General features: G+C 60.3%; 25 protein-coding genes. 13 read left to right on the top strand and 12 right to left on the bottom strand.

Going from position 1 to position 26,695, the window contains the following annotated elements; translation table 11 throughout:
* Window position 1: 1 nt before the first annotated feature.
* Window positions 2-1,027, bottom strand: a complete 1,026-nt coding sequence (locus AACY50_RS02275) for an NAD(P)H-dependent glycerol-3-phosphate dehydrogenase (protein ID WP_339430826.1) — start codon at window positions 1,025-1,027, stop codon at window positions 2-4.
* 196 nt (window positions 1,028-1,223) lie between these two features.
* Here AACY50_RS02275 and AACY50_RS02270 point away from each other — a divergent pair, with 196 nt between their 5' ends.
* The 6 genes from AACY50_RS02270 to AACY50_RS02245 all read left to right on the top strand — a co-directional run bounded on the left by AACY50_RS02270 (window position 1,224) and on the right by AACY50_RS02245 (window position 8,696).
* A complete protein-coding gene (locus AACY50_RS02270; protein ID WP_339495428.1) occupies window positions 1,224-3,347 on the top strand; it encodes a TonB-dependent receptor plug domain-containing protein in 2,124 nt (707 codons plus the stop codon).
* Window position 3,348: 1 nt separating this feature from the next.
* Complete coding sequence (locus AACY50_RS02265) at window positions 3,349-4,281, top strand: ABC transporter substrate-binding protein (RefSeq protein ID WP_339538094.1); 933 nt, start codon at window positions 3,349-3,351, stop codon at window positions 4,279-4,281.
* Window positions 4,278-6,182, top strand: a complete 1,905-nt coding sequence (locus AACY50_RS02260) for a response regulator (RefSeq protein ID WP_339430829.1) — start codon at window positions 4,278-4,280, stop codon at window positions 6,180-6,182. Before AACY50_RS02265 ends, AACY50_RS02260 begins: the two co-directional genes overlap by 4 nt.
* 247 nt (window positions 6,183-6,429) lie before the next feature.
* Window positions 6,430-6,945: a 3-hydroxyacyl-[acyl-carrier-protein] dehydratase FabA gene (fabA, locus tag AACY50_RS02255; RefSeq protein ID WP_003227150.1), complete on the top strand. Its 516-nt coding sequence runs from the start codon at window positions 6,430-6,432 to the stop codon at window positions 6,943-6,945.
* An 11-nt stretch (window positions 6,946-6,956) separates the two neighbouring features.
* On the top strand, window positions 6,957-8,177 hold the full coding sequence (fabB, locus tag AACY50_RS02250; protein WP_221733008.1) for a beta-ketoacyl-ACP synthase I: 1,221 nt from the start codon (window positions 6,957-6,959) through the stop codon (window positions 8,175-8,177).
* A gap of 330 nt (window positions 8,178-8,507) precedes the next feature.
* Complete coding sequence (locus tag AACY50_RS02245) at window positions 8,508-8,696, top strand: hypothetical protein (protein ID WP_339430830.1); 189 nt, start codon at window positions 8,508-8,510, stop codon at window positions 8,694-8,696.
* A 69-nt stretch (window positions 8,697-8,765) separates the two neighbouring features.
* On the opposite strand, the gene AACY50_RS02240 is transcribed toward AACY50_RS02245, so the two are convergent.
* The 8 genes from AACY50_RS02240 to AACY50_RS02205 all read right to left on the bottom strand — a co-directional run bounded on the left by AACY50_RS02240 (window position 8,766) and on the right by AACY50_RS02205 (window position 18,374).
* Window positions 8,766-9,308 carry a DUF2058 domain-containing protein gene (locus tag AACY50_RS02240; protein WP_339430831.1) on the bottom strand — a complete coding sequence of 181 codons (543 nt, stop codon included), beginning with the start codon at window positions 9,306-9,308 and terminating at the stop codon, window positions 8,766-8,768.
* A gap of 25 nt (window positions 9,309-9,333) precedes the next feature.
* A complete protein-coding gene (gene mazG / locus AACY50_RS02235) occupies window positions 9,334-10,167 on the bottom strand; it encodes a nucleoside triphosphate pyrophosphohydrolase (RefSeq protein WP_339431010.1) in 834 nt (277 codons plus the stop codon).
* 132 nt (window positions 10,168-10,299) lie between these two features.
* Window positions 10,300-12,543, bottom strand: coding sequence for a GTP diphosphokinase (gene relA / locus AACY50_RS02230; protein ID WP_339430832.1), 2,244 nt, complete (start codon window positions 12,541-12,543; stop codon window positions 10,300-10,302).
* 76 nt (window positions 12,544-12,619) lie between these two features.
* Window positions 12,620-14,020 (bottom strand): 23S rRNA (uracil(1939)-C(5))-methyltransferase RlmD, encoded by a 1,401-nt coding sequence (rlmD, locus tag AACY50_RS02225; RefSeq protein ID WP_339464082.1) that lies wholly within the window; start codon window positions 14,018-14,020, stop codon window positions 12,620-12,622.
* Window positions 14,020-14,922, bottom strand: coding sequence for a cysteine synthase CysM (gene cysM, locus AACY50_RS02220; protein ID WP_221733057.1), 903 nt, complete (start codon window positions 14,920-14,922; stop codon window positions 14,020-14,022). Before cysM ends, rlmD begins: the two co-directional genes overlap by 1 nt.
* Window positions 14,923-15,029: 107 nt before the next feature.
* The gene (locus AACY50_RS02215) at window positions 15,030-16,055 is read right to left on the bottom strand and encodes a PDDEXK nuclease domain-containing protein (RefSeq protein ID WP_339464080.1); all 1,026 of its coding nucleotides are present in this window, start codon (window positions 16,053-16,055) and stop codon (window positions 15,030-15,032) included.
* Window positions 16,056-16,240: 185 nt separating this feature from the next.
* On the bottom strand, window positions 16,241-17,665 hold the full coding sequence (locus tag AACY50_RS02210) for a sensor histidine kinase (protein ID WP_339430835.1): 1,425 nt from the start codon (window positions 17,663-17,665) through the stop codon (window positions 16,241-16,243).
* Window positions 17,652-18,374 (bottom strand): response regulator transcription factor, encoded by a 723-nt coding sequence (locus AACY50_RS02205; RefSeq protein WP_339430836.1) that lies wholly within the window; start codon window positions 18,372-18,374, stop codon window positions 17,652-17,654. Before AACY50_RS02205 ends, AACY50_RS02210 begins: the two co-directional genes overlap by 14 nt.
* 219 nt (window positions 18,375-18,593) lie before the next feature.
* On the opposite strand from AACY50_RS02205, the gene AACY50_RS02200 reads away from it, so the two are divergent.
* Both AACY50_RS02200 and AACY50_RS02195 read left to right on the top strand, forming a co-directional pair.
* Window positions 18,594-21,347, top strand: a complete 2,754-nt coding sequence (locus tag AACY50_RS02200) for a response regulator (RefSeq protein ID WP_339431011.1) — start codon at window positions 18,594-18,596, stop codon at window positions 21,345-21,347.
* Between the two features lie 82 nt (window positions 21,348-21,429).
* Entirely contained in the window at window positions 21,430-22,419 is a 990-nt protein-coding gene (locus AACY50_RS02195) for a 2-hydroxyacid dehydrogenase (RefSeq protein ID WP_339430837.1), read from the top strand.
* Between the two features lie 12 nt (window positions 22,420-22,431).
* Here the strand turns inward: AACY50_RS02195 and AACY50_RS02190 are convergent, their stop codons facing one another.
* Complete coding sequence (locus AACY50_RS02190; protein ID WP_339538093.1) at window positions 22,432-22,887, bottom strand: hypothetical protein; 456 nt, start codon at window positions 22,885-22,887, stop codon at window positions 22,432-22,434.
* 133 nt (window positions 22,888-23,020) lie between these two features.
* Between AACY50_RS02190 and AACY50_RS02185 the strand changes: the two genes are divergently transcribed.
* Together AACY50_RS02185 and AACY50_RS02180 are read left to right on the top strand one after the other, a co-directional pair.
* Entirely contained in the window at window positions 23,021-23,455 is a 435-nt protein-coding gene (locus AACY50_RS02185) for a hypothetical protein (RefSeq protein ID WP_008079168.1), read from the top strand.
* Window positions 23,455-23,859 (top strand): META domain-containing protein, encoded by a 405-nt coding sequence (locus tag AACY50_RS02180; RefSeq protein ID WP_339430839.1) that lies wholly within the window; start codon window positions 23,455-23,457, stop codon window positions 23,857-23,859. Before AACY50_RS02185 ends, AACY50_RS02180 begins: the two co-directional genes overlap by 1 nt.
* A gap of 66 nt (window positions 23,860-23,925) precedes the next feature.
* On the opposite strand, the gene AACY50_RS02175 is transcribed toward AACY50_RS02180, so the two are convergent.
* The gene (locus AACY50_RS02175) at window positions 23,926-24,393 is read right to left on the bottom strand and encodes a TlpA disulfide reductase family protein (RefSeq protein ID WP_339430840.1); all 468 of its coding nucleotides are present in this window, start codon (window positions 24,391-24,393) and stop codon (window positions 23,926-23,928) included.
* A 113-nt stretch (window positions 24,394-24,506) separates the two neighbouring features.
* Between AACY50_RS02175 and arsC the strand changes: the two genes are divergently transcribed.
* From arsC to AACY50_RS02160, 3 genes are read left to right on the top strand one after another with little or no spacing between them, the layout of a single operon-like run.
* Complete coding sequence (arsC, locus tag AACY50_RS02170; protein WP_339430841.1) at window positions 24,507-24,860, top strand: arsenate reductase (glutaredoxin); 354 nt, start codon at window positions 24,507-24,509, stop codon at window positions 24,858-24,860.
* Complete coding sequence (gene wrbA, locus AACY50_RS02165) at window positions 24,857-25,453, top strand: NAD(P)H:quinone oxidoreductase (RefSeq protein WP_221733022.1); 597 nt, start codon at window positions 24,857-24,859, stop codon at window positions 25,451-25,453. Before arsC ends, wrbA begins: the two co-directional genes overlap by 4 nt.
* Before the next feature lies 1 nt (window position 25,454).
* Window positions 25,455-25,880, top strand: coding sequence for a DUF2069 domain-containing protein (locus AACY50_RS02160; protein ID WP_339495434.1), 426 nt, complete (start codon window positions 25,455-25,457; stop codon window positions 25,878-25,880).
* 99 nt (window positions 25,881-25,979) lie between these two features.
* Here AACY50_RS02160 and AACY50_RS02155 read toward each other — a convergent pair whose 3' ends face one another.
* On the bottom strand, window positions 25,980-26,654 hold the full coding sequence (locus AACY50_RS02155; protein WP_339495435.1) for a DNA-3-methyladenine glycosylase I: 675 nt from the start codon (window positions 26,652-26,654) through the stop codon (window positions 25,980-25,982).
* Between the last annotated feature and the right edge of the window lie 41 nt (window positions 26,655-26,695).

Raw genomic sequence — 26,695 nt, 5'->3', positions numbered from 1 at the left:
TTCAGTTGAAACCACTGGTGGAAATAAAGTCGACGTCGGTTTTCGGCTCGGCCCGCATCAACAACGCGATGACCTGGTCCAGCGTGCGCCCTTCGAACAGAATGGCGTGCAGCCCGGCGACCAGCGGCATGTAGACACCCACCTCCTGGGATTTGGCCTTGAGTACTTTCAAGGTATTCACCCCTTCGGCGACTTCACCAAGGCGCGACACCGCTTCGTCGAGGCTCAGCCCCTGACCGAGGGCGAAACCGACCTGATAGTTGCGGCTCTTGGGCGACGAACACGTCACGATCAAGTCACCGACGCCGGCAAGCCCCAGGAAGGTCATGGGGTTGGCACCCTGATTCACCGCAAACCGGGTCATCTCGGCCAGGGCCCGGGTGATCAGCATGCTCTTGGTGTTCTCGCCCATCTCCAGAGCCACCGCCATGCCGGCGATGATCGCGTAAACGTTTTTCAACGCACCGCCCAACTCGACACCGAAACGATCGGCGCTGGCGTAGACGCGGAAGGTGCGGCCATGCAGCGCGGCTTGCACTTGTTTGCACAGGTCTTCGTCTTCACTGGCAACCACGGTGGCGGTCAGTGCGTGCTCGGCGATTTCCCGCGCCAGATTCGGCCCGGACAACACGCCGATGCGCGCTTGCGGAGCGATCTCTTCGAGGATCTGGCTCATCAGCTTGAAGGTGTGGGCTTCGATACCCTTGGTCAGGCTGACCAGCATTTTGCCGCTCAGCCGTTCGGCGTGGGCGGCCAGCACCGTGCGCAACGCGCTGGACGGCAGGGCGACAAAGCACAGGTCACAGGCATCGAGGGTGGCTTGCAGGTCGGTGACGGCGGTCACGCCCGGCACAATCTTGATGCCTTTGAGGTAACGCGGGTTTTCGCGATTGACCCGGATGGCCTCGGCCTGCTCGGGGTCACGCATCCACTGCAAGACTTGATGGCCGTTCTCGGCCAGAAGATTGGCCACGGCGGTACCAAAACTTCCGCCTCCCAGGACCGCAATCGGGCGCTGTTCAGTCATATGCAATCCGTTAATCCATACCAGTGGCGATGTCGGCATTATACGGGGCGACCCCGTCGCGGCCAGCCCCCGCGTCAATTACCGATACTTGTAGGAAGAAGACCAACAAAACCTAGGAAAATGCCTATAACGTGACTGGAAAAGTCGCTGCCCTCGGTTAACATGCCCGCCAATTCTTCGCTCTATAGGCTGTGTCGTGCTCTTTGCTTCTCCCTCATCGCGCTCGTCCCTGTTGCTCGCGCTGCTGTTCAGCCCGGTCGTGCAGGCCGATGACCTGTTCATGGACAGCGAGTCGCTACCGCAGGTGCTGACGGCCACACGCCTTAAACAGACACCGGCGCAAGTGCCGGGAAGCATGACCGTCCTCGACAGCGAATTGATCAACGCCAGCGGCGCCCGCGACATCAGTGAACTGCTGCGCCTGGTGCCCGGGATGATGGTCGGCAACGTCAGCGGCAATCAGGCTGTGGTCAATTACCACGGCACCAACGCCAGCGAAGCGCGGCGCATGCAGGTGTTGATCGACGGCCGCTCGGTTTACCGCGCGGGTCTGGCCACGGTGGACTGGAGCGATATTCCGGTGGCCGTGGAAGACATTGAGCGCATCGAAGTCTTCCGAGGCCCGAACACTGTCAGCTACGGCGCCAATGCACTGATGGCGGTGGTCAACATCATCACGCGCCACCCGGCGAACAGCCACGGCACACGGCTGAAGATCACTCGAGGCCAGCGCGGCATCAACGATTTCCATGCCAGCCAGGGCACGGGCTGGAATGGCGGCGACCTGCGTCTGTCGCTGTCAGGTCAAGAAGACGACGGTTTCGACAGCAATCGCACAGGCGCCGATTACCGCGACAGCCGCCGCTTGAACCGTTTCAGTCTAGCGGTCAGTCATACCCTGAGCGACAGCCAGAGCCTCGACTGGCAGGTCAACGCGAAGGACGGCACCAACCAGCGGCCCTATACCTACCGACCGGTGTTCTCGGGGATTACAGACGCGGGGAACAACTCCGACGTGGTGGCCAAGGACTACGCCGGGTCGGTGCGCTGGAATCTCGACATCAATCCCGAACATAGCCTTTATGTACAAGGATCGGCGCAGCACTGGGACCGTCAGCAAACCTGGCGCGCTTGCGACGCCGAAGTGTCGTTCAGCCCGGAACTGACGCAGCTGTGGCAACTCGACCCCAATTACACCGAGCGCCTGGCGCGCAACATCACCCGGTTCACCGGCCCCGGCGCCGAGCCCGGCAGCCCGCAGAAAATGGCACTGGCCAATCAGGTGCTTGATCAATGGCGCAACGGCGCCAGCCAAACCCTGTGCGGCGATATCGACCAGAGTGCCCGGGAGTCGCGTTACGACCTCGAATTGCAGGACACCCTCAGCCTGTCCGACAGCCTGCGTCTGGTCAGCGGCATGAACTATCGTTACGACCGGGCCGATTCCGAGACCTACTTCAACGGCACGCTGGACGACACCACTTGGCGCGCCTTCGGCCAACTGGAATGGCGCGCGACCGAACACTGGCTGTTGCAGGGCGGTGCAATGTTCGAAGACACGCAACTGATCGGCAGTTCGCTGACCCCGCGCTTCGCGATCAACTACCTGATCAACCCGCGCCATGGTCTGCGTGCGGTGTACTCGGAGGCGATCCGCTCGCCGGACATGTTCGAGAACAACGTCAACTGGAGCTATCAGGTGACCAACCTGCGGCCCACGGCGTACGGCCAGTCGTCAGCGCGTTATTTCGTCAAGACCCGTGGCCCCGGCGATCTCGATCAGGAACACATGCGCTCGCGTGAACTGGGCTACAACGGCAATTTCGCAGAGTGGGGACTGGCACTGGATGTGAAGCTGTTCTACGACGAAATCACCGGGATGATCAGCGAGCCGTTGCGCAACAACCAATACATCGCCAGCAATGCCAACAGCTCACGTTTTCGCGGCACCGAAACCCAACTCGACTGGCGCGTGAGCAGGGTCGACCGCTTGCGTTTCACTTACGCCTACGTCGACGCCCAAGCGAGCAATCCGCTGGATCAGCAATTCACCTCGCGCAACAGCGGTTCGGCCGGTTGGCTGCGCGACTGGGGCCAAGGCTGGAACAGCGCCCTCTTCTATTACGGCGACAACGCGCTCAACGGCTATCGCTTTGAACGGGTCGACACGCGGATCGCCAAACGCATCCCGCTGGGCAAAGCCCAACTGCAACTGGCCGGCGTGCTGCAACAGCGCCTCGATCACGCGCCAACGACGTTCGTGGACAACCAATACGACGAACGCCGGGTGATGTATTTCAGCGCCGAGTTGGAGTTCTAGGGTGCGCCTCGGCCTGTCACGCAAGGCGCCAACCCTTGGCCACTGCCTGGCCGGGCTGTGCCTGTTTCTGGCCGCGTGGCTGCACGGCATCGCAGTGCAAGCGGCCGATATTCTGCTCACAGGGGCTGAAGAAAGTCCCGGCGTGCAGGCTTTCGTTCAGGCCCTCAGCGAGTTGCGTCCGACCGACAGTGTGCGTTTCCAGCCGCTGGCCAGTCTCCCGGCACCGGGAAAATTACCTTCCAGCCTGCGCCTGATTCTGCTCGATCTGCCAAGCCTCGACTGGCGCCTGCAAGACTCAAAGGGCCCGGCAACGCTGGTGCTGCGTATCAGCCGCGTGCAAGCACATCAGCGTTTCGGCTCGGCACAACCCTCGCAGCTGACTCTGCTGTGGAGCGATCCACCACTGGGCCGTCAATTGCAGTTGATCCGGCGGATGTTGCCGCAGGCGCGCAGGGTTGGCGTGTTGTTCCACCCGCACAGCGAATTTCTGCTCAAGGAACTGCGCCTGACCGCTCAATCGCTGAATCTGCAAATCGTCAGCCAACGCTGGGACAACACCCACGACAACCGCCCCCTGCAAGCTGTACTGAAAAATAGCGACGTGCTGCTGGGCCTCGACGATCCTGATCTGTACAACCCGAGAACCGCGAAAAACCTGCTGCTCAGCAGTTACTCGCAGCAAATGGCGCTGGTGGGGCCCAACGTTGCGTTTGTCCGCGCCGGTAGCCTGGTCAGCAGCTACAGCGATCAGAGCGACTGGCTGGCGGTACTCGACCAACTGCTCGACCAGCCGCCGGGCAATTGGCCGCCAGCCCTCTATCCCAAACGTTTTAAAGTCTCAAGTAATGCGCAGGTGGCTCGTTCCCTTGGGATCGAACCGTTAAATGACGCGTCAGTCGCCAGAGCGTTGGCTGAAGGAGAAAGCCGCCCATGAGTTTCCGTCGCCGTTGGGACATCAACACCCGGACCCAGTTGATCAGCCTGGGCCCGGCGCTGTTGCTGACCTTGTTGTTGATCAGCTTTTTTACCTTCGTGCGCATTCAGGATTTGCGCCAGGAGCTGAACCACACCGGCCAATTGATCGCCAACCAACTGGCACCCGCCACCGAGTACGGGGTGATTTCCGGCAATAACGAAGTGCTGGAGAGCCTGCTCAAAGCCTCGCTGGCAACACCCAACGTGCGCTTTATCGAAGTGCAAGACAGTGCTAACCGGATTCTGGTCTACGTCGAGCAACCGGCGAATGTCCATAGCCGTGCGCATCAGGTCGAAGTTTTTCAAGCGCCGGTAAGGCTGCAACGGATCGCCCTGCACAATGATTTTTTCCAGGACACCAAAGTCAGCAATGGCGCGGCCAACGAGGATTATCTGGGGCGAGTGATCGTCGGTCTGTCCAACGATGCCTTCAGTCAGCGTCAGCAGGAAATCCTGCTCAAGGCCGCTATTCTGGCGCTGTTTGCCCTGCTCTTCACCTTCATCGTCGCGCGGCGTCTGGCCGGCAGCCTGTCGCAGCCGATTCGCGATATCGGCAATGCGGTCAAGGCGATTCAGCAAGGCGACTATAAAACGCCGCTACCGATTGTCGACGACACCGAACTGGGCGCCCTGTCGCAACACATCAACAACCTCGCTCAGGCGCTGGAACAGGCCAGTCGTGAACAGCATCAAGCCATGGCCCAACTGATCCAGACCCGTGAGGAAGCGGAAAAGGCCAACTGCGCCAAATCCGACTTCCTGGCGATGATGAGCCATGAACTGCGCACCCCCATGAACGGCGTGCTGGGCATGTTGCAATTGCTCGAAACCACCGACATGACCGAAGAACAGGTCGAGTACGCCGCGCTTGCCTCGGAGTCCACCGAACACCTGCTCAAGGTCATCAACGACATTCTCGACTTCTCGCGCATCGAGCGTTCGGAACTGGAACTGGAGCATATCCCGTTCAACCTCGCCGAACTCATCGCAGCCTGCGCCCAGTCGTTCCAGCACAGCGCGGTTCAGCGTGGCCTGGCGCTCAATCTGCGGATCCCCGAAGACATGCACGGTTTGCAGGTACAGGGCGATCCGACGCGGATCCGGCAGATTCTGGTCAACCTGGTCGGCAACGCCTTGAAATTCACTGAACAGGGTCGGGTCAGCATCGAGGCGCAGTGGCAGTCGCTGGATCACGAACTGCTGTGGTTCACCTGTTCGGTGCGCGACAGCGGCATCGGTATTTCGTCCGAGAGCCTGGAGTTGATGTTCAACGCTTTCCAGCAGGCCGACAGTTCTATTTCAAGGCGTTACGGTGGCACCGGCCTCGGTCTGCCGATTGCCCGCACTCTCGCCGAGCGCATGGGCGGGACATTGCGCGCGCAGAGCGAAGAAGGTCGCGGCTCGGTATTCACCCTGGAAATTCCGCTGGCTCTTTATAAGCAGGCGTTGCCGCAACTGGCAGCGCCACGCGCATTGAACAGCAGCGGTCACGGCGAGGGGCGTCATGTGTTGCTCGTGGAAGACAATCCGGTGAATCAGACTGTGATTGAAGCGATGCTGCGCAGTTTGGGCTTTACTGTCAGTGTTGCCACCGATGGCGCACAAGCGGTGCAAAATGCCGAAGCAAGCGATTTCGAAATGATTCTCATGGATTGCCGTTTGCCGATCATTGATGGCTACGAAGCGACCCGGCAGATTCGCCGCTTGCCCGGACGCAGCGCGGTGCCGATCATCGCATTGACCGCCAATGCCTTGCAGGGCGACCGCGAGGCCTGCCTGTCGGCGGGCATGAACGATTATCTGGCGAAGCCGTTCAAACGCAATGACCTACAGCAGATTCTGCAGCGCTGGGTGTCGTAGTGACGGCTTTTCGACCATCTGCGACTGGCGTGAAAAGCGAAAGTGCGGCAGTCTTAGGCACCCGAACGAGCCTCAAAAGGGGCTTGAATAAAAATTTCAGTGCACAAGTGTACATTCATGTCCTTGGTGCTGTGACTTTCACCACAACGCAATAGTCTATGAGTAGGCTGCCGGTTCGAGGCATGAACGCTTCGAACGGTCGGGAAGATTTGCCCCACCTGCCGCATGGGATTATTGAGGAGCTCGCATGACCAAACAAAACGCCTTTACTCGGGAAGATCTGCTGCGCTGCAGTCGCGGTGAGCTGTTCGGCCCAGGTAACGCGCAACTGCCCGCCCCGAACATGCTGATGGTGGATCGAATCACCCTGATCAGCGAAGAAGGCGGCAAGTACGGCAAAGGTGAATTGGTCGCCGAACTGGATATCAATCCTGACCTGTGGTTCTTCGCGTGCCACTTCGAAGGTGATCCGGTCATGCCGGGCTGCCTGGGTCTGGATGCCATGTGGCAACTGGTCGGTTTCTTCCTGGGCTGGCAAGGCCTGCCGGGCCGCGGCCGTGCGCTGGGTTCGGGCGAAGTGAAATTCTTCGGTCAGGTGCTGCCGACCGCCAAGAAAGTCACCTACAACATTCATATCAAACGCGTCCTCAAGGGCAAGCTGAACCTGGCCATTGCCGATGGTTCAGTGACTGTCGACGGTCGCGAAATCTACACCGCCGAAGGCCTTCGCGTCGGCGTGTTCACCTCCACTGACAACTTCTAAGGGTTATTCGCATGCGCCGCGTCGTTATCACTGGTCTGGGCATTGTTTCGTGCCTGGGCAATGACAAAGAGACCGTCTCCGCTAACCTGCGTGCAAGCCGCCCTGGCATCCGGTTCAACCCGGAATATGCCGAAATGGGTCTGCGTAGCCAGGTTTCCGGCTCCATCGACCTCAACCTTGAAGAGCTGATTGATCGCAAGATCTATCGCTTCGTCGGCCACGCAGCGGCTTACGCCTACCTGGCCATGAAAGACGCTATCGCTGACTCCGGTCTGACCGAAGAGCAAGTGTCCAACCCGCGTACCGGTCTGATCGCCGGTTCCGGTGGTGCTTCCACGCTGAACCAGATGGAAGCGCTGGACATCCTGCGCGAGAAAGGCGTGAAGCGCGTTGGCCCATACCGCGTCACGCGGACCATGAGCAGCACCGTTTCCGCTTGCCTGGCCACGCCCTTCAAGATCAAGGGCCTGAACTACTCCATCGCTTCTGCCTGCGCCACCAGTGCTCACTGCATCGGTACCGCCATGGAACAGATCCAGATGGGCAAGCAAGACATCGTCTTCGCCGGTGGTGGTGAAGAAGAGCATTGGAGCCAGTCGTTCCTGTTCGACGCGATGGGCGCCCTGTCCAGCAAGCGCAACGACACCCCGCAACAAGCCTCCCGTGCCTACGACGCTGACCGTGACGGTTTCGTCATCGCTGGCGGTGGCGGTATGGTCGTGGTTGAAGAGCTGGAACACGCTCTGGCCCGTGGCGCGAAAATCTACGCCGAAATCGTTGGCTACGGCGCGACGTCCGACGGCTACGACATGGTCGCTCCAAGCGGCGAAGGCGCGATCCGCTGCATGCAGATGGCGATGTCCACCGTTGATACCCCGATCGACTACCTCAACACCCACGGCACTTCGACTCCGGTCGGTGACGTCGCGGAAATGAAAGGTGTGCGTGAAGTGTTCGGCGACAAGGCTCCGGCCATCAGCTCGACCAAGAGCCTGTCCGGTCACTCCCTGGGCGCCGCCGGCGTTCACGAAGCGATCTACTGCATGCTGATGATGGAAGGCAACTTCATTGCCGGTTCCGCCAACATCGACGAACTCGACCCAGAAGTGGCCGATATGCCGGTGCTGACCAAGACCCGCGAGAACGCCACCATCAACACCGTGATGAGCAACAGCTTCGGCTTTGGCGGCACCAACGCCACGCTGGTACTGAAGCGCTGGGAAGGCAAGTAATTCCCCGCTGCTGAGCCTCACATGAAAACGCCCCGACTGGTTCGGGGCGTTTTTTTGGCCTGAAGTAAATGGCAGTTACACCGTAAAACCCTGTGGGGCGAGCCTGTTCGCTCCCACAAGTGGGCTTGCGGAGCTTCTGAAAATGAAACTTCTGTCATGCAACTTCCCACCCTGCGACCGAATGTCGCGGTTTTAGCGGCCTCCAGCACTGTTGCAGAATTCGCAACTATACCTTGCACGAATCAGCCGTTTACTTAGCAAACTAACAAATCATATAAAAGAGTCCTGCACACGCCTTGCTGCAGATAACTTGAGATTTGGAGCTAGCAGATGACTGTAAAAGTAACTGAACGCGACGATTCACACATGTCCCATGAAGGCGTAGCCGCCGGTTTACGAATCTGGGATGTGCATCAACAAGACTTGCTGGTCGGCATGTTCCATAACGAAATCGATGCCCACAACTACAAGGCCGAACTGGAACTGCAAGAACAGCAACGGGATTTACGATCCGCCTGAACCAACCACAGCATTGAAAACGACAAACCCCGCGATCGCGGGGTTTGTCGTAGTGACAGCACTACCGATTTACCACATCAGATCGTCAGGGATCTGGTAGGCCGCGTACGGATCGTCCTCGGTGATGATCTCTTCGGTCTGCACGTTGAGCTGCACGATGCGCTGTGGATCGCGCTCCTGGATCTTCAGGGCCGCTTCACGGGGGATCACTTCATAGCCGCCGGCATGGTGCACGATCGCCAGCGAACCGCTGCTGAGCTTGTTGCGCATCAGCGTGTTGACCGAGAGGCGCTTGACCTTCTTGTCGTCGACAAAGTTGTAGTAGTCCTCGGTGGTCAGCTTCGGCAGACGCGAGGCTTCTATCAACTGCTTGACCTGTGCCGCACGCGCCTTGGCCTCGGCTTTCTCTTTCTGCTGACGATTCAGCTCCTGGTCGCGCTTGACCTTCTCGGCCATGGCTTCCTGTGCGGCGCGCTGCTGCGAGTCATCCAGCTCGATCTGGCCTTTGTGGGCCAGACGCTGCTGCTTCTGTTTGTCCTTGCTGACCTGTTTGGCCTGCTTCTGGTTGACCAGCCCTGCTTTGAGCAACTGATCGCGAAGGGAAATACTCATGGTGCTTACTCACTTGGGCAGTTGCTCAGCCGCAGCTGGGCAAGTTCTTTTCCTGACGTTTGGCTTCACCCCAGAGGGCGTCCAACTCTTCGAGGGTGCAATCTTCCATGGGACGGTGGGTGTCGCGCAATGCCTGTTCGATAAATCGGAAACGTCTTTCGAACTTGCCGTTGGCACCACGCAGTGCGGTTTCCGGATCGACCTTCAGATGCCGGGCCAGATTGACCACGGAAAACAGCAGATCACCGATCTCGTCAGCCACCGCGACGGGATCGTTCTCGGACATGGCCTCAAGCACTTCATCAAGCTCTTCGCGCACCTTGTCGAGCACTGGCAAGGCGTCTGGCCAGTCGAAACCGACCTGCCCCGCACGCTTTTGCAACTTGGCTGAACGCGACAGCGCAGGCAGCGTCGCCGGTACGTCATCAAGCAGCGAAAGTTGCTCTGGCGCAGCGGATTTCTCGGCGCGCTCTTGCGCCTTGATCTCCTCCCAGCGCTGCTTGACTTGCTCTTCACTCAAACGCGGTACGTCGAGCGGCGCATACAGATCGCCGGTGGGGAAGACGTGGGGATGACGGCGGATCAGCTTGCGGGTGATGCTGTCGATCACCCCGGCAAACTCGAATCGCCCCTCCTCCCGTGCAAGCTGGCTGTAATACACCACCTGGAACAACAGATCGCCCAACTCGCCCTGCAAGTGATCGAAGTCGCCACGCTCGATGGCGTCAGCCACTTCGTAGGCTTCTTCGAGGGTGTGCGGGACGATAGTTGCGTAGGTTTGCTTGATGTCCCACGGGCAACCGTACTGCGGATCGCGCAGGCGACTCATCAGGTGGAGCAGGTCTTCAAGGCTGTACATCATTTATCTCTCACCACAAAACCCATGTGGGAGCGGGCTTGCTCGCGAATACGGTGTGTCAGCAACAATGATGTCGACTGACATGCCCTTTTCGCGAGCCACCCCGCTCCCACAGTTGATCGGCGTTGGTCTTCACGGAGTACGGTTACGCCGCGTTTCGATGATGTTCGGCAACTGCGAAATCCGCCCCAGCAACCGCCCCAACGCATCCAGACCCGGAATCTCGATGGTCAGGGACATCAGCGCGGTGTTGTCCTCCTTGTTCGAGCGGGTGTTGACCGCCAGCACGTTGATCCGCTCGTTGAGCAATATCTGCGAAACGTCGCGCAGCAGACCGGACCGGTCGTAGGCTCGGATGACGATGTCCACCGGATAGGTGAGCACCGGCACAGGGCCCCAACTGACCTGGATGATCCGCTCAGGTTCGCGCCCGCCCAGTTGCAGCACCGAAGCGCAGTCCTGGCGGTGAATGCTCACGCCACGGCCCTGGGTGATGTAACCGACAATCGCATCGCCCGGCAGCGGCTGGCAGCAACCGGCCATCTGCGTCATCAGGTTGCCGACGCCCTGGATCTGTATGTCGCCGCGCTTGCCCGGCTTGTAGCCAGTGGCTTTGCGCGGGATCAGCTCCAGTTGTTCGTTGCCGCGTTCCGGCTCGACCAGTTGCTGCGCCAGGTTGACCAGTTGCGCCAGACGCAAATCGCCAGCACCGAGGGCGGCGAACATGTCTTCGGCGGTTTTCATGTTGGCCTTGTCCGCCAACTTGTCGAAATCCACCGCAGGCAGCCCCAGACGCGCGAGTTCGCGCTCGATCAGGGTTTTGCCCGCCGCAACGTTCTGATCACGGGCCTGTAACTTGAACCAGTGAACAATCTTGGCCCGAGCCCGGGAAGTGGTGACGTACCCCAGGTTCGAGTTCAGCCAGTCGCGACTCGGCGTCCCGTGCTTGCTGGTGATGATCTCGACCTGCTCACCGGTTTGCAGGCTGTAGTTGAGCGGTACGATGCGCCCGTTGATCTTCGCGCCACGGCAGTTGTGACCGATTTCCGTGTGCACGCGGTAAGCGAAGTCCAGCGGCGTCGCGCCTTTGGGCAAGTCGATGGCGTGACCGTCGGGGGTGAAGATGTAGACCCGGTCCGGCTCGATATCGACGCGCAGTTGTTCGGCCAGGCCCCCGATATCGCCCAGTTCCTCATGCCACTCGAGCACCTGACGCAGCCAGGAGATCTTCTCTTCGTAGTGATTGGAGCCGGATTTGACATCGGTGCCCTTGTAGCGCCAATGCGCGCAGACGCCGAGTTCGGCCTCTTCGTGCATGGAATGGGTGCGGATCTGCACCTCCAGCACCTTGCCTTCCGGGCCGATCACCGCGGTATGCAACGAGCGGTAGCCGTTCTCTTTCGGGTTGGCGATGTAGTCGTCGAACTCTTTCGGAATGTGCCGCCACAGGGTGTGGACGATGCCGAGCGCGGTGTAGCAATCGCGCATTTCCGGCACCAGCACGCGCACCGCACGCACGTCGTAGATCTGGCTGAATTCCAGACCCTTGCGCTGCATTTTGCGCCAGATCGAATAGATGTGTTTGGCCCGGCCGCTGATGTCGGCGTCAACACCCGTGGCCTGCAATTCGTCTTTGAGCTGGGTCATCACGTCGGCGATGAAACGCTCGCGATCCAGACGTCGCTCGTGGAGCAACTTGGCGATCTGTTTGTATTGATCGGGTTCCAGGTAGCGGAAGGACAAGTCCTCCAGCTCCCATTTGATATGACCGATGCCGAGCCGGTGCGCGAGCGGCGCATAAATGTCGAAGACTTCCCGGGCGACACGGTTACGCTTCTCGTCGTCGGCGGTTTTCACCGCGCGGATCGCGCAGGTCCGTTCGGCCAGTTTGATCAGGGCAACGCGCACGTCGTCGACCATTGCCACGAGCATCTTGCGCAGGTTTTCCACCTGCCCTTGCGCCCCCATGACCATCGACTGACGCGGGCTCAGACTGGCACTGATGGCGGCCATGCGCTGCACGCCGTCAATCAGCTTGGCGACCACGGAACCGAAGCGCTGGCTGACGGCTGCCAGTTCGATCTGACCTTCGCGCACACCGCGATACAAGACCGCAGCGACCAGCGAATCCTGATCGAGCTTGAGGTCGGCGAGAATCTCGGCAATCTCAAGCCCGGTGCGGAAACTGCCGGAGCCCTCGGCCCACAGGTTCTTGGCGGCGTTGGACTGTTGTTCAGCCTCGCGAGCGAACTCGCAGGCTTCTTTCAAGGCTTCGCGATCCAGTGCCAGATCGACACTGACCGCGTGATCGAGCCAAGCCTCGAGATTGATACTGCCGTCATTGTTGATCGGCTGGTGTGCTCTCACCTGTACCATCTTGCTTTACCTTCCCTACGACGCAGATTCAATGCGTCAAATCGCTGGTCTTCTATGCCCGTGGGCACTCGCGGGGCTAACGCGAGCGCGTCACGGACAGACCGGACGGATCAGACGAGCCATCCTGGCTCGCTTCAAATAACGCCATGGCTTCGACATGCGCCGTCTGAGGAAACATATCGAGAATCCCGGCACGTTTTAACCGGTAGCCCTGCTTGATCAATTCGACCGTATCGCGCGCCAGCGTTGCCGGGTTGCACGACACATACACCAACCGCTTGGCACCCAGGGTCGCGAGCTTGCGCACCACCTCGAAAGCACCGTCACGCGGTGGGTCCAAGAGTACCGCAGAAAAGCCGTTTCCGATCCACTGAGCATCGGTCAAAGGCTGGGATAAATCGGCTTGAAAAAACTTTGTGTTATGCAAATTGTTACTAGCGGCGTTCGCGGCGGCACGCTCGACCATGGTCTGCACACCTTCGACCGCCACCACTTCGCGCACGGTTCTGGCCAGCGGCAAAGCGAAATTGCCCAAGCCGCAGAACAGATCCAGCACACGCTCTTCGCTCGTCGGTTTCAGCCAATCCAGCGCCTGCGCAACCATCGCTTCGTTAATACCGGCGTTGACCTGAATGAAATCCCCCGGCCGGTAAGCCAGATCCAGTCCCCATTGCTCCAGGCGATAACCCAGCGACTGGTTCGCATCAATCGGTTGCGGTCCGCCTTCGCCATGCAGCCACAATTGCGCTTCATGGCATTGGCAGAAATCCTTGAGGATCGTCAGATCCGCTTCCGACAGCGGCGCCATGTGCCGCAGCAACACCGCCAGCGATGAACCGCTGAACAACTCGATATGGCCCAGCGCTTGCGGTTTGCTCAAACGACGGAGCATCTGCGGCAAAGCGGTCATGATCGGCTGCAAGGGCTGTACCAGCACCGGGCATTCGTTGATCGCAACAATGTCCTGGCTGCCGGCAGCACGCAAACCCACCTCAAGTTGCCTGGCTTTGATGTCCCAGCGCACGGCAATGCGGGCGCGACGGCGATAGCCGAACTCGGGGCCGGTCAGCGGCGGCGCCCACTCTTGCGGTTCGACACCGGCGACCTTCGATAATTGCTCGGCGAGCATGCGCTGTTTCAGGGCAAGCTGTTCGCCGTGGGGCAAATGCTGAACGCTGCAACCGCCACAACGGCCCGCGTGCTGACACGGCGCAGGACGGCGCAACTCACTGGTCTTGAACACGCGTTCGGTACGCGCCTCGACCACTTTGCCGTGGGCGCCGAGCACCCGCGCCTCGACCTCTTCACCGGCGAGGGCGCCGAGGACGAACCAGGTGCGGCCTTCGAAAAACGCGATGCCGCGACCGTCATTGGCCAGACGCTCGATGCTCAAGCGCTGTTTTTTGCCGGTCGGGATTTGCGGGGCCTTGCTGCCACCCGTGGGCTGGAAGCGCAGGCCTCTCTCGTGTTTGGCCATCAGTTGGGCGCGTCGAAAATGCCGGTCGACAGATAACGGTCGCCACGGTCACAGATGATCGCGACGATCACCGCGTTTTCAACTTCCTGGGACAGACGCAGCATCGCTGCCACCGCACCGCCCGAGGACACACCGCAGAAGATACCTTCTTCGCGGGCCAGACGACGGGTCACGTCCTCGGCTTCGCTTTGTGCCATGTCGACGATGCGGTCGACGCGGTCGGCCTGATAGATCTTCGGCAGGTATTCCTGCGGCCAGCGACGGATGCCGGGAATGGCCGAGCCTTCCATCGGTTGCAGACCGACGATCTGCACGTTGTCGTTCTGCTCTTTCAAGTAGCGCGACACGCCCATGATGGTGCCGGTGGTGCCCATAGAGCTGACGAAATGGGTGATGCTGCCCTGGGTCTGACGCCAGATTTCCGGGCCGGTGGTGGTGTAGTGCGCCTCAGGATTGTCACCGTTGGCGAACTGATCGAGCACCTTGCCACGACCTTCGGCTTCCATGCGCTGGGCGAGATCGCGAGCGCCTTCCATGCCTTCTTCCTGGCTGACCAGAATCAGCTCGGCACCGTAGGCGGTCATGGCCGCTTTGCGCTCGGCGCTGGAATTGTCCGGCATGATCAGGATCATTTTGTAACCCTTGATCGCTGCAGCCATGGCCAGAGCGATCCCGGTGTTGCCCGAGGTCGCTTCGATCAGCGTGTCGCCGGCGTGGATCTGCCCGCGCAACTCGGCACGGGTGATCATCGACAGCGCCGGACGGTCCTTGACCGAACCCGCCGGGTTATTCCCTTCGAGCTTGAGCAATAGGGTGTTGCTGGTGGCTCCGGGCAGGCGCTGCAAACGCACCAGCGGAGTGTTGCCGACGCAATCGGCGATGGTTGGGTACTGCAAGGTCATGGCGTATTCGCAATCCAGACGTGCGGGGGCGCCTATCATACCGGCAAACCCGCGCAGGCCATATCACGCAAAGTGCGGTGCTTATGGTTTATGGGAATAAGGAGACGCTAGTCCGTGTTTTCTGCGTGCGCCGTATCCAATGCATAAAACTCGTGCAGTTTGGCTTGCAACAATTGTTTATCCGGCAAGCACGTTTGGTATTCAGCAATCAAGGCAGGCGAAAGGCTGCGATTAAGGGCGTACTCGACGACCTCGTCCTCTTTGCTGGCGCAGAGCAGCACACCGATGGCCGGGTTTTCGTGGGGCTTGCGAACAGTGCGGTCCAGCGCCTCCAGATAAAAATCCAGCTTGCCGAGGTACTCCGGCTCAAAGCGCCCAACCTTGAGTTCGATGGCCACCAGGCAGTTGAGCCCACGGTGAAAGAAGAGCAAATCGAGCGCGAAATCCCGACTGCCGACTTGCAGGGGGTATTGAGAGCCAACAAAGCAGAAGTCGCGACCAAGCTCGGTCAGGAACGCCTTCAGCCGCCCCAGCAATCCTTGGTGCAGATCGGTCTCGGCATGGACGCCGGGCAAGTCGAGAAATTCGACCATGTAGGCGTCGCGAAATATCTCCAGTGCTGCTGGGTGAGCCTGCTTTAAAGCAGCAGATGCCTTCGCCGGATCGGTGACACTTCGTTCGAACAGGGCTGCCTTGAACTGGCGCTCCAGTTCGCGCTTCGACCATTTTTCCTGAACCGCCATTTTCAGGTAGAACTCCCGCTCTTCCGGGCGTTTGCTTTGGCCGAAAATGATCACGTTGTGCGACCAGGATAATTGTCGCGCCAGTGGTGCGACTTTTTCTTCGCCGCGATAAATTTCATAAAACTGACGCATACGAAATAGATTGGACCGGGTAAAACCTCGCAGTCCCGGTTGGGTCAGAGCCAAATGTTCAGCCAATTGACCAACCACTGAATCCCCCCACTCCGCCCGCTCAATCTTGCGACTGATATGTGCACCGACCTGCCAATACAGCTCAATCAGTTGTGTATTGACGGTCTGCATGGCCTGGTGCCTGGCACTGTTGATCAGCGCTAACACTTCGTTAAAATGATCGCCATCCGAGATACCGGTAACGCTGGAGGCATTCATGCGCAATTCCTTGAAGATGAGGTGAAGCGCGAGCTTAAACGCTCAACGAACCTTCAAATGACCGCCGATCCTGCTTGGGAAATATCGTACAAAAATACGAGAGCACTCCCGCAAAGTCGGCGGAAATGGACATTCCATAGGACTACATCGCGAGCAGGCTCACGCCTACAAGAGAACCGTTTCCTTCACACAGTCAGCGGCGAACACAACCCCAATGCAGGAGCGAGCCTGCTCGCGAAGGCGTCAGTCGAAGCAATCCCCTCATCAGCAACCAACCGAAAATTCAGTCGCAACCCCGTCCCGCTGTTCTCCGCCCACAACGTCCCGCCCTGGCGCTGCACCGCATTCCTGGCAATGCTCAACCCCAACCCGAACCCGCCATTGCCCGGCCGCGCCCCATCCAGTCGGATGAACGGATCAAAAATCCGCTGCAGATCCCCGCCAGCCACCCCGCCCCCCTGATCCTCCAGACACAGATGCCAATAACTCCCCTCCCGTCGCCCATCCAAGCGCACGATCCCGCCCTCAGGCGAGTGACGAATGGCATTGCGCAAAATGTTTTCCAGCGCCTGCGCCAGCGTATTGAGATTGCCGCGCACCCAGCACGACGCTTCGACGGAGCACTGCAATTGCAGACTTGACCAGCCGCTTTCATAACAGGCGTTATCGGTGAGCATTTCCCACAGCGCCTGGATCTGGATGGCCTCATCCGGCAACGGTGAGCGGTCAGTATCCAGCCAGGCCAGTTGCAGCGTGTCTTCGACCAACCGTTGCATGCCGTCGACTTCACGCCCGATGCGCTCGCGCAATTGCACCAGGCTTTGCTCGCTTTCGCTGGCCACGCGCAGTCGACTCAGCGGTGTACGCAGTTCATGGGAGAGGTCGCGCAGCAATTGCTGTTGCAGCGCGACGCTCGATTGCAAACGTTCGGACATCGAGTCGAACGCCCGGGCCAGTTCGCCGAGTTCGTCCGGTCGCTGGGTGATACCGCTCGACAGTCGCACATTCAATTGATCGGCGCGCCAGGCGTTGGCCTGTTCACGCAGGTTGTTCAGCGGCACCACCAGCAGGCGATACAGGCCAACGCACAGTAATAAAGTGAACAGGCCGGGAATCACGCCGTTGGTGATCACCCGCCAGAACACTCGATATTTGCCCGGCAGAAAACGCTCGGGGAGTTCGATCACCAGACTGCCAACGGAGGGGGCTTGGGGAAACGGTATGCGCAGCCACGGCCGCCCCTGCTTGTGGATCGGCCAATCGAGCCCGCGCAGAAAAGTCAGGTGCTGGATTTCCCGGTCATTGAGCGGCTCATTGCTCAACGATTGCAAGTTGCTGCCGATCACGCCGACCCAGGCGGCTTCGCGCAACTCCATGCTCTGCAACCAGCTATCGACGCCTTCGCGCCGGCCCCGCTGCCAAGCCTGCTCGGCTTCGCTGGCATAACGCATCAAGGTGCCACGCGCCTCGCTGGAGAGAAACTGATTGCGTTGCTCCATGTACCGGCCCCATGACCAGCTCAGCCAGATCATCAGCAAACAGAACGCCACCAACAGAAAGGCCAGCTTCCAGAACAGCGAATGACGCCCCGGCAGTTCAGACACTTTCATCAGCGGCACTCAACACATAGCCCTTGCCCCAGACCGTGCGCACTTCGCGCTCGGTATAACCGATGGCCTTGAGTTTGCGGCGGATCTGGCTGATGTGCATATCGAGGCTGCGGTCATGGGCCGCGTAGCCGCGTTGCAGAACATGCTGATAAAGGAAGGCCTTGCTCAGCACCTCCTCATTATTGCGATCGAGGGTTTCCAGCAGGCGGAATTCGCTGCGGGTCAGCCCCGCCGGTTGTTCGCGAAAAAACACATCGCTCTGTTGATCGTCGAAGCGCAGCGTACCCGGCGCCACGGGCACGGCTACAGGCGCCGGGCGACGATCCAGGGCCACCCGCCGCAGAATCGCTTCGATGCGCACATGCAATTCGGCCATGCTGAACGGTTTGGGCAAATAGTCATCGGCGCCCAAGCGGAAACCACTGATGCGATCAGCCTCGGCCCCCAGCGCCGACATCAGCAGCACTGGCGTCGAATGACTCTGGCGCAACTGGGTCAGCACCTTGAGACCGTCCAGCCCGGGCAGCAGAATATCCACCAGCACCACGTCGAACGGTTGGTGCTGAGCGATGTTCAGACCTTCCTGGCCGTTCTGGCACCACGTCACCTGAAAGCCGCTGCGGCCCAGGTGTTCGTGAACGTAGGCCCCCAGGACCGGATCGTCTTCGATGGAAAGAATGCGTGGCTGAACGACGGAAACAGGATTCATGAGTATCTGCAAATAATTCTCAGTTGAGCGCGATTATTCAAGATTGAGGGACATCGGGCAACCCAAGCCTGGCCTGCCGGACAAACGCGCACCGATGCACAGACCGACCACGACACCATTTTTCCGAAGATTGCCCGCGAGCAAATCGCTACACTGCGCCCATGCCGCGTGCCGGATGCACGCATGAGTCAACAGATCAGCGGGATGCAGGAGACAGGTGTGCTCAAGAAACTGGGAATCAAAGGTCGCGTGATGCTGCTGACCTTGTTGCCGACCAGCCTGATGGCGCTGGTGCTGGGTGGTTATTTCACCTGGACGCAGCAGTCCGACTTGCAGACCCAATTGATGCAGCGTGGCGAAATGATCGCTGAGCAACTGGCGCCGCTGGTAGCTCCCGCCATGGGCCATGGCAACAACGAATTGCTCGAACGCATTGCCACCCAGTCGCTCGAACAACCGGACATGCGCGCGGTGACCTTCCTCGCGCCGGATCGCACGCCGCTGGCCCACGCCGGCCCCACCATGCTCAATCAGGCGCCGAGCGGCGACAGCGCCCAACTGCAAAGACGCAGCGGCAATGACGCGACTCGTTACCTGATGCCGGTCTTCGGCAGACACCGCAACCTTGCCGGTGAGGTGATCCCCGAAGAGTCCGACCGCCTGCTGGGCTGGGTCGAACTGGAGCTGTCCCACAACGGCATGCTGCTGCGCGGTTATCGCAGCCTGTTCGCCAGCCTGCTGCTGATCGCCGCAGGCCTCGCTGGTGCGGCTTTGCTCGCATTGCGCATGGGGCGCACCATCAACCGCCCGCTGGGCCAGATCAAACAAGCCGTCGCGCAACTCAAGGATGGTCATCTGGAAACCCGCCTGCCACCCCTTGGCAGCCAGGAGCTCGATGAGCTGGCGTCGGGCATCAACCGCATGGCCGGCACCCTGCAAAACGCCCGCGAAGAATTGCAGCACAGTGTCGATCAAGCCACCGAAGACGTGCGCCAGAACCTGGAAACCATCGAGATCCAGAACATCGAACTGGACCTGGCCCGTAAGGAGGCGCTGGAGGCAAGCCGGATCAAATCCGAGTTCCTCGCCAACATGAGCCACGAGATTCGCACGCCGCTCAATGGCATTCTCGGCTTCACTCACCTGTTGCAGAAAAGCGAACTGACGCCGCGTCAGCTCGATTATCTGGGCACCATTGAAAAGTCCGCCGACAGCCTCCTGGGCATCATCAACGAGATCCTCGATTTCTCGAAAATCGAAGCCGGCAAACTGGTGCTCGACCATATCCCGTTCAACCTGCGCGATCTGTTGCAGGACACCTTGACGATTCTTGCCCCGGCCGCCCACGCCAAACAGCTTGAACTGGTCAGCCTGGTGTACCGCGACACGCCACTGTCGCTGGTCGGCGACCCGTTGCGCCTGAAGCAGATCCTCACCAACCTAGTCAGCAACGCGATCAAGTTCACCCGCGAAGGCACCATCGTCGCGCGAGCCATGCTTGAGGAAGAACACGAGGACAGTGTGCAACTGCGCATCAGCATTCAGGACACCGGCATCGGCTTGTCGAGCCAGGACGTACGGGCGTTGTTCCAGGCCTTCAGTCAGGCTGACAACTCGCTGTCGCGCCAACCCGGTGGCACCGGTCTGGGTCTGGTGATTTCCAAGCGACTGATCGAACAGATGGGCGGCGAAATCGGCGTCGAGAGCACGCCGGGCGAAGGCTCGGAATTCTGGATCAGCCTGAGCCTGCCCAAGGCCCGCGACGATGCCGAAGACCTGCCCTCGGCGCCGCTGCTCGGACGTCGGGTGGCGGTGCTGGAAAACCACGAACTGGCGCGTCAGGCGTTGCAGCATCAACTGGAAGACTGCGGCCTCAATGTCACACCGTTCAACACCCTGGAAAGCCTGACCAATGGCGTCACCGGCGCGCATCAGACCGATCAGGCGATTGATCTGGCGGTAATCGGCATCACCAGCAACGACATGTTGCCGGAACGTCTGAACCAGCATATCTGGGATCTCGAACACCTGGGTTGCAAAGTGTTGGTGCTGTGCCCGACCACGGAACAGACGCTGTTCCATCTGTCGGTGCCCAATCCGCACAGCCAACTGCAAGCCAAACCGGCCTGCACGCGCAAACTGCGCCGGGCGCTATCGGATCTGGCCAACCCGCGCCAACCACGCACCGAACCCGGCGAGCCGCTGTCGAGTCGCGCGCCGCGAGTGCTTTGCGTCGATGACAACCCGGCCAACCTGTTGCTGGTGCAAACCCTGCTCGAAGACATGGGCGCCAAGGTCCTCGCCGTGGAAAGCGGTTACGCCGCAGTCAAAGCGGTACAGACCGAATCCTTCGACCTGGTACTGATGGACGTGCAAATGCCGGGCATGGACGGCCGTCAGAGCACCGAAACCATCCGCCAGTGGGAAAGTGAGCGGCATTGCACGCCGCTGCCGATCGTCGCCCTCACCGCCCACGCCATGGCCAACGAAAAACGTGCGTTACTGCAAAGCGGCATGGACGACTACCTGACCAAACCGATCAGCGAACGGCAACTGGCGCAGGTCGTGTTGAAGTGGACCGGTCTGGCCCTGCGCAATCAGGGGCCGGAGCGGGCCAGCGAAAGCACTGCCGGCCAAAACGAACTGCCGGTACTCGATCACGAGGAAGGTTTGCGTCTGGCTGCCGGTAAAGCAGATCTGGCGGCGGACATGCTGGCGATGTTGCTGGCCTCGCTGGAGGCCGACCGCGAAGCCATCCGCAATGCACGCGACAGCCACGATCAGAATGCACTGATCGAACGAGTCCATCGCCTGCACGGCGCCACACGCTACTGCGGCGTACCGCAATTGCGCGCCGCCTGTCAGCGCAGCGAAACCCTGCTCAAACAGGACGACCCAAAAGCCGCGCAAGCGCTCGATGAACTGGAGCGAGCGATGAACCGACTGGCAGCGCAAGCGAGGATCAGCGCCTGATCCAGCGCAATGCCGGTCGACGCAGACCCGGCTAAAGTGGATTCGGGTGCTTCAACCCGGGTCGATGTTCCAGGAGGATTCAATGCGCACAATCGTTTTCAGCAGCCAGGCCTACGACCGCGACAGTTTTCTCGCGGCCGACTGCCCGACGGACATCGAACTGCATTTTCAACCTGCCCGGCTCAGCCTCGACACCGCCGCACTGGCCGACAGGCACGAGGTGGTTTGCGCGTTCATCAATGACGATCTCGGCGCGGCGGTGCTGGAGCGACTGGCCGCCGGCGGCACCCGATTGATTGCCTTGCGCTCGGCCGGTTACAACCATGTCGATCTGGCCGCAGCCAAACGTCTCGGCCTGACCGTCGTGCGTGTCCCGGCCTACTCGCCCCATGCCGTGGCCGAACATGCTGTCGCACTGATCCTGGCCCTCAACCGACGCTTGCACCGCGCGTACAACCGCACCCGCGAGGGCGATTTCAGCCTGCACGGGCTGACCGGTTTCGATCTGGTCGGCAAGACCGTCGGCATCGTCGGCACCGGGCAGATCGGCGCCACGTTCGCGAAAATCATGCACGGTTTCGGCTGTAAATTGCTGGCCTGTGATCCGTATCCAAACCCCGACGTCCTGGCACTCGGCGCACGCTATCTGAGCCTGCCGGAGTTGCTCGCGCAATCGCGAATCGTCAGCCTGCACTGCCCGCTCAACGAGCAAAGCAAACACCTGATCAACCGTGATTCACTGGCGCACATGCAAGCCGGCGCCATGCTGATCAACACCGGGCGCGGCGCTTTGGTCGACACGCCAGCGTTGATCGACGCCTTGAAGGACGGGCAGCTCGGCTACCTGGGGCTGGATGTGTATGAAGAAGAAGCGCAGTTGTTTTTCGAGGATCGCTCCGACCTGCCGTTGCAGGACGACGTGTTGGCGCGATTGCTGACCTTTCCGAACGTGATCATCACCGCGCATCAGGCGTTTCTGACGCATGAAGCGCTGGGCGCGATTGCCGCAACGACCCTGCACAACATCGCGACCTGGGCGGCGGGATCGCCGCAAAATCAGGTCGAGGGTTGAGGGTTTAACGTTTTATTTCGGTGATAGCGAGGACGCCAGAATCAGTAGCGCCAGCCAGCCGAAGCCGAAAAGCCGCTGCTTCGCCGAGTGCCCGCTGCGCAGCAGAAACCAGACGAAAACCATCGGCAACAGGAACACCATGATCTTCAGCCAGCTTTCCACCGGACGGCTGCCATCTTCATTGATGGGCCGCGCAACCGTTTGTTCGGCCTGTTGCCGACGCCGACGCCCCGCTGCGGCCGGCATGACTTTTGGCAAAGGCTCAGGCGCCGGAGGGACAAATGCCTCGGGCACGGCCTGGTTACGCGGCAGACTGCCGAAAGAAATCGTCGAAGGCTGAACGGGGGCCGCTGCGGTCTGGGCTTGTGCGTGGGTTGGCTGCTCTGCCAGAGGAGCCCCGCAATGAATGCACGCCGAGGCTTCTGAGCTGATGTTGCGCTTGCATTCATAACATTCGATAAGCGCCATGTTCCGTTCCTTCAGAGTCGAGGGCGGCAGTTTGCCATGTGTGCAAGCCGATTTGAACCTGATCGAAGGTCACAAGCGTGCGTCATTCTGCAACGTGGCCCGTGCTAGCATGTCGCGCATATTTGGAGGACCCATGGTCGAACACGATTTCCGCTACAACCTGATGAACCCGCAACACACCCTCACCGAATGCCGCGCCCTTGTTCCGGGCCGCTATCAGGTCACCGGCAATGGTGGCTCGATCCGCATCGGTGACGCCCTGTTGGTCACCCTCAAAGGCAGCAAGGACTTGTCCATGCGCCTGACCGTCGAAACCGTCCGCCACCTGATCAATCCGCCGGGCCAATGGACCGCGATGACCACGGGCCCGGTGTTCGGCGAACTGGCGATTCACACCTGGCAGGTCAACTGCGACAGCTGCGCCAAAGAGCTGAGCTTTGAATTCGCCGTCGACGCCAAGCTGGGCAAAACCGCAGAAAAACCAGCGGCTACGGCGCGCATCGCCGAACTGGGCTGGAAAGCCGTTGGCGACAAGCACCTGTGCCCGAAATGCCAGGAGCCTGCGTGATGAAACGCCTTGCCCTGGCCGCTCTGGTCGGTGTTGGCCTGATGGGCTGCGCCGCGGAGCCTGTGCAGTTGCAACAGAACCGCAGCTACATTCTGGAGTGGATCGGCGAGCGGCCGTTGATGGATTACAGCCATCTGACCGTGACACTTGGCGATGATGGTCGCGCCTATGGCAACGGCGGCTGCAACCATTGGTTCGCGCCTTACACGCTCGATGGCAACAAGTTGAGCTTCGGCAAGATCGGCAAGACCCGCAAGCTGTGCGCACCGGCACTGATGGAGCAGGAGCAGCGTTTCCTGCAGGCATTGGAAGGCGTGCAGCGCTGGGACATCTCGCCCATCGAGCAGATGCGCTTCTGGCCGGCGCAAGGCAAACCGCTGCGCTGGTGGCTGGAAGAGGGTTGATCATTTGTGGTGAGGGGACTTATCCCCTCACCACTGAAGCTCGCTTTCGGCAAAAGCTCGGCGTGCCTACTGGGTAGCCTGCAACGCCTCAAGCCTGGCCATCACCCCGGCCGCCGTCTGCTCACCCAGCAACTGCTCCCGCACCTTGCCTTTGTTGTCGATGATGTAAGTCACCGGCAACGCCTCGCTGCGCGGCAACTCGAACAACTCCGCCGGATCCTGCGCCAGCACGGTGAACTGGATGCCCAGTTTTTCGCTGGCGCTCTTCAGCTCTTCCCCCTGCACGTTGTCGAAGTTGACCCCGAACACGCCGACGTTCTTGCTCTTGAGCTCGTCTGCCAGATGGTTGAGCTCCGGAATTTCGGTCCGGCACGGCCCGCACCATTCGGCCCAGTAGTTGAGCACCACCCATTGTTTGTCCAGGCGCTCGGACGCCACCTTCTGACCATTCTGGTCGATGCCGTAATCATTGCCGCAGCCCCCCAGCATCAACGCCCCGATCATGGTCAATGCCGCTGCCAATCGCCGTGTCATGTCGTGTTCCTTGTGAAAATTTGAATGCGCCTGCGACCCATCGTCTCTGAAGGTTCTGGATTGTGCGCTGCACAGTTAGAATAGCCGCCACTTTACGCCAGAAGCGACCCGCCATGACCGATCTGACGCTTTATCACAATCCGCGCTGCTCGAAATCCCGCGGCGCACTGGAACTGCTGGAAGCCCGCGGCCTGACCCCGATCGTCGTGCGTTACCTCGAAACCCCGCTGGATGCGGCGCACATCAAGGCGCTGCTCGGCAAGCTGGGGATCAGCGCACGGCAACTGCTGCGCACCGGGGAAGATGAATACAAAATGCTTCAGCTCGCCGACAGTAGCCTCAGCGAAGATCAACTGATCGCCGCCATCGCCCAGCATCCAAAACTGATGGAGCGACCGATTCTTGAAGCCGGCGACAAAGCCGTCATCGGCCGTCCACCGGAACAGATTCTGGAGTTGCTGCCGTGAGCGCGCCGTACATTCTGGTGTTGTATTACAGCCGCAGCGGCTCGACCAACGAGATGGCGCGGCAGATTGCCCGCGGCGTCGAGCAGGCCGGTCTTGAAGCACGCCTGCGCACCGTGCCGGCGATCTCCACCGAATGCGAAGCCGTGGCCTCGGACATCCCTGATGAAGGTGCGCTCTACGCCACCCTTGATGATCTGAAGAATTGCGCCGGACTGGCCCTCGGCAGCCCCACCCGATTCGGCAACATGGCCGCACCGCTCAAGTACTTCCTCGATGGCACCAGCAATCTGTGGCTGACCGGCGCACTGGTCGGCAAACCGGCCGGCGTGTTCACCTCCACCGCCAGCCTGCACGGCGGTCAGGAAACCACGTTGCTGTCGATGATGCTGCCCCTGCTGCACCACGGCATGCTGATCACCGGCCTGCCGTACAGCGAATCGGCGCTGCTGGAAACCCAGGGCGGCGGCACGCCTTACGGTGCCAGCCATCATGCCGGGGCTGATGGTAAAAGCGGTCTGGATCAGCACGAAGTGGCGCTGTGTCGCGCACTCGGCCTGCGTCTGGCCAAGACAGCCCAAAAACTGGAGGACTGACATGGCCAGGAAGCCGAAGATTCTACCCTCCGTCGCGTGGCTCGAGCCGCGCGTCAAAGCGATGCGGATTATCAGTCTGTTGTGCTTTTTCGGCCTGGCCGGATTGCTCGCCGCTTACTACCTGATCTTTGCCGACCTGCACGGTGCGCGACCGTGGGTGATTCTGCTGGTCGAACTGGTCCCGTGGATCGTCCTCGCACCGGCCATGATCATAGGCAGCGCTCGCGGACATTCGTGGATGTGCTTTGTGGTGAATCTGTATTTCATCAAAGGCGCGCTGGCGGCGTATGACCCGAACCGGCAGTTGTTCGGCATTCTGGAGATGCTCGCGAGCCTGGCAGTGTTCTGCTCGGCGCTGCTGTATGTGCGGTGGCGGTATCAGTTGAATCGCAAACTGGCGGGTGAAGGCGAGATTTGCGGCGCCTGAGCCGGCGCCTTCGCGAGCAAGCCCGCTCCCACAGGGGATCCGTGGCGTCCACAGATCCCCTGTGGGAGCGGACTTGCTCGCGAAGGGGCGGACTCGGTGTCAGTGATTGACGGTATAAGCCAGCATCATCGAAATCTGGCTCATCGGCCGGCCGCCACTCTCTTCATGCCACTGGTTGAACACATTCTGCACAATGGCCAGATCGCGCAGGCTGGTCGGCGCCTTGTCGACGACCTTCTGCGCATTCAACGCCGCGACCACGTCGTAGCTCGGCACAAACGTATCCTTGCCGACCATGCGCAAAAACCGTGGCGCCGATAGCCCGCCCAACTGATGGCCGTGCTTTTTCAGGTAGGTCCACAGACCGACAATATCGGTCACCGGCCAGTCGGCAATCAACGCGCCGAAACTGCCCTTCTCCTTCTCCACATCCAGAATGAACTGCGCATTGCGCGGCACACTCTTGAGCTTGCCCAAGTGGCGGATGATCCGCGCGTCCTGCATCAAGCGTTCAAGGTGCTCGGCGCTCATCAGCACGACTTTTTCCGGGTCGAACTTGAAGAACACCTCTTCAAACGCCGGCCATTTGGCGTCGACCAAGCTGTGCTTGAGCCCGGCGCGAAACACGCGCAGGGCCATGGTCGAGAGGTAGCGATCATCGCTGATCTTGCGCAGTTGCGCCGGGGTCTTGGGAACGGGCAGATGGGCTTCCAGTTCAGCCGCTGAACCAAAACGGTTCAGACAGTATTCGTGCAGCCACTTGTAATCGCGCATGCCCTCTCCTGTTGAGTGAAGCGAAGAAACCAATGTGTGCG

This window comes from Pseudomonas sp. RA_15y_Pfl2_54 (genome assembly GCF_963971015.1).
GTDB lineage: Bacteria > Pseudomonadota > Gammaproteobacteria > Pseudomonadales > Pseudomonadaceae > Aquipseudomonas > Aquipseudomonas baetica_A.
The sequence above is the reverse complement of the archived record's forward strand: the minus strand, read 5'-3'. Positions and strand labels throughout refer to the sequence as shown.

Coding starts and splice junctions, on each gene's coding strand:
- rlmD (WP_339464082.1), bottom strand. CDS start 14,020: ATGGCCAAACACGAGAGAGGCCTGCGCTTCCAGCCCACGGGTGGCAGC.
- AACY50_RS02245 (WP_339430830.1), top strand. CDS start 8,508: ATGACTGTAAAAGTAACTGAACGCGACGATTCACACATGTCCCATGAA.
- AACY50_RS02215 (WP_339464080.1), bottom strand. CDS start 16,055: ATGAATGCCTCCAGCGTTACCGGTATCTCGGATGGCGATCATTTTAAC.
- AACY50_RS02175 (WP_339430840.1), bottom strand. CDS start 24,393: ATGACACGGCGATTGGCAGCGGCATTGACCATGATCGGGGCGTTGATG.
- AACY50_RS02240 (WP_339430831.1), bottom strand. CDS start 9,308: ATGAGTATTTCCCTTCGCGATCAGTTGCTCAAAGCAGGGCTGGTCAAC.
- fabB (WP_221733008.1), top strand. CDS start 6,957: ATGCGCCGCGTCGTTATCACTGGTCTGGGCATTGTTTCGTGCCTGGGC.
- fabA (WP_003227150.1), top strand. CDS start 6,430: ATGACCAAACAAAACGCCTTTACTCGGGAAGATCTGCTGCGCTGCAGT.
- relA (WP_339430832.1), bottom strand. CDS start 12,543: ATGGTACAGGTGAGAGCACACCAGCCGATCAACAATGACGGCAGTATC.
- AACY50_RS02155 (WP_339495435.1), bottom strand. CDS start 26,654: ATGCGCGATTACAAGTGGCTGCACGAATACTGTCTGAACCGTTTTGGT.
- AACY50_RS02260 (WP_339430829.1), top strand. CDS start 4,278: ATGAGTTTCCGTCGCCGTTGGGACATCAACACCCGGACCCAGTTGATC.
- arsC (WP_339430841.1), top strand. CDS start 24,507: ATGACCGATCTGACGCTTTATCACAATCCGCGCTGCTCGAAATCCCGC.
- AACY50_RS02210 (WP_339430835.1), bottom strand. CDS start 17,665: ATGAAAGTGTCTGAACTGCCGGGGCGTCATTCGCTGTTCTGGAAGCTG.
- cysM (WP_221733057.1), bottom strand. CDS start 14,922: ATGACCTTGCAGTACCCAACCATCGCCGATTGCGTCGGCAACACTCCG.
- mazG (WP_339431010.1), bottom strand. CDS start 10,167: ATGTACAGCCTTGAAGACCTGCTCCACCTGATGAGTCGCCTGCGCGAT.
- AACY50_RS02190 (WP_339538093.1), bottom strand. CDS start 22,887: ATGGCGCTTATCGAATGTTATGAATGCAAGCGCAACATCAGCTCAGAA.
- AACY50_RS02195 (WP_339430837.1), top strand. CDS start 21,430: ATGCGCACAATCGTTTTCAGCAGCCAGGCCTACGACCGCGACAGTTTT.
- AACY50_RS02185 (WP_008079168.1), top strand. CDS start 23,021: ATGGTCGAACACGATTTCCGCTACAACCTGATGAACCCGCAACACACC.
- AACY50_RS02160 (WP_339495434.1), top strand. CDS start 25,455: ATGGCCAGGAAGCCGAAGATTCTACCCTCCGTCGCGTGGCTCGAGCCG.
- AACY50_RS02205 (WP_339430836.1), bottom strand. CDS start 18,374: ATGAATCCTGTTTCCGTCGTTCAGCCACGCATTCTTTCCATCGAAGAC.
- AACY50_RS02180 (WP_339430839.1), top strand. CDS start 23,455: ATGAAACGCCTTGCCCTGGCCGCTCTGGTCGGTGTTGGCCTGATGGGC.
- AACY50_RS02275 (WP_339430826.1), bottom strand. CDS start 1,027: ATGACTGAACAGCGCCCGATTGCGGTCCTGGGAGGCGGAAGTTTTGGT.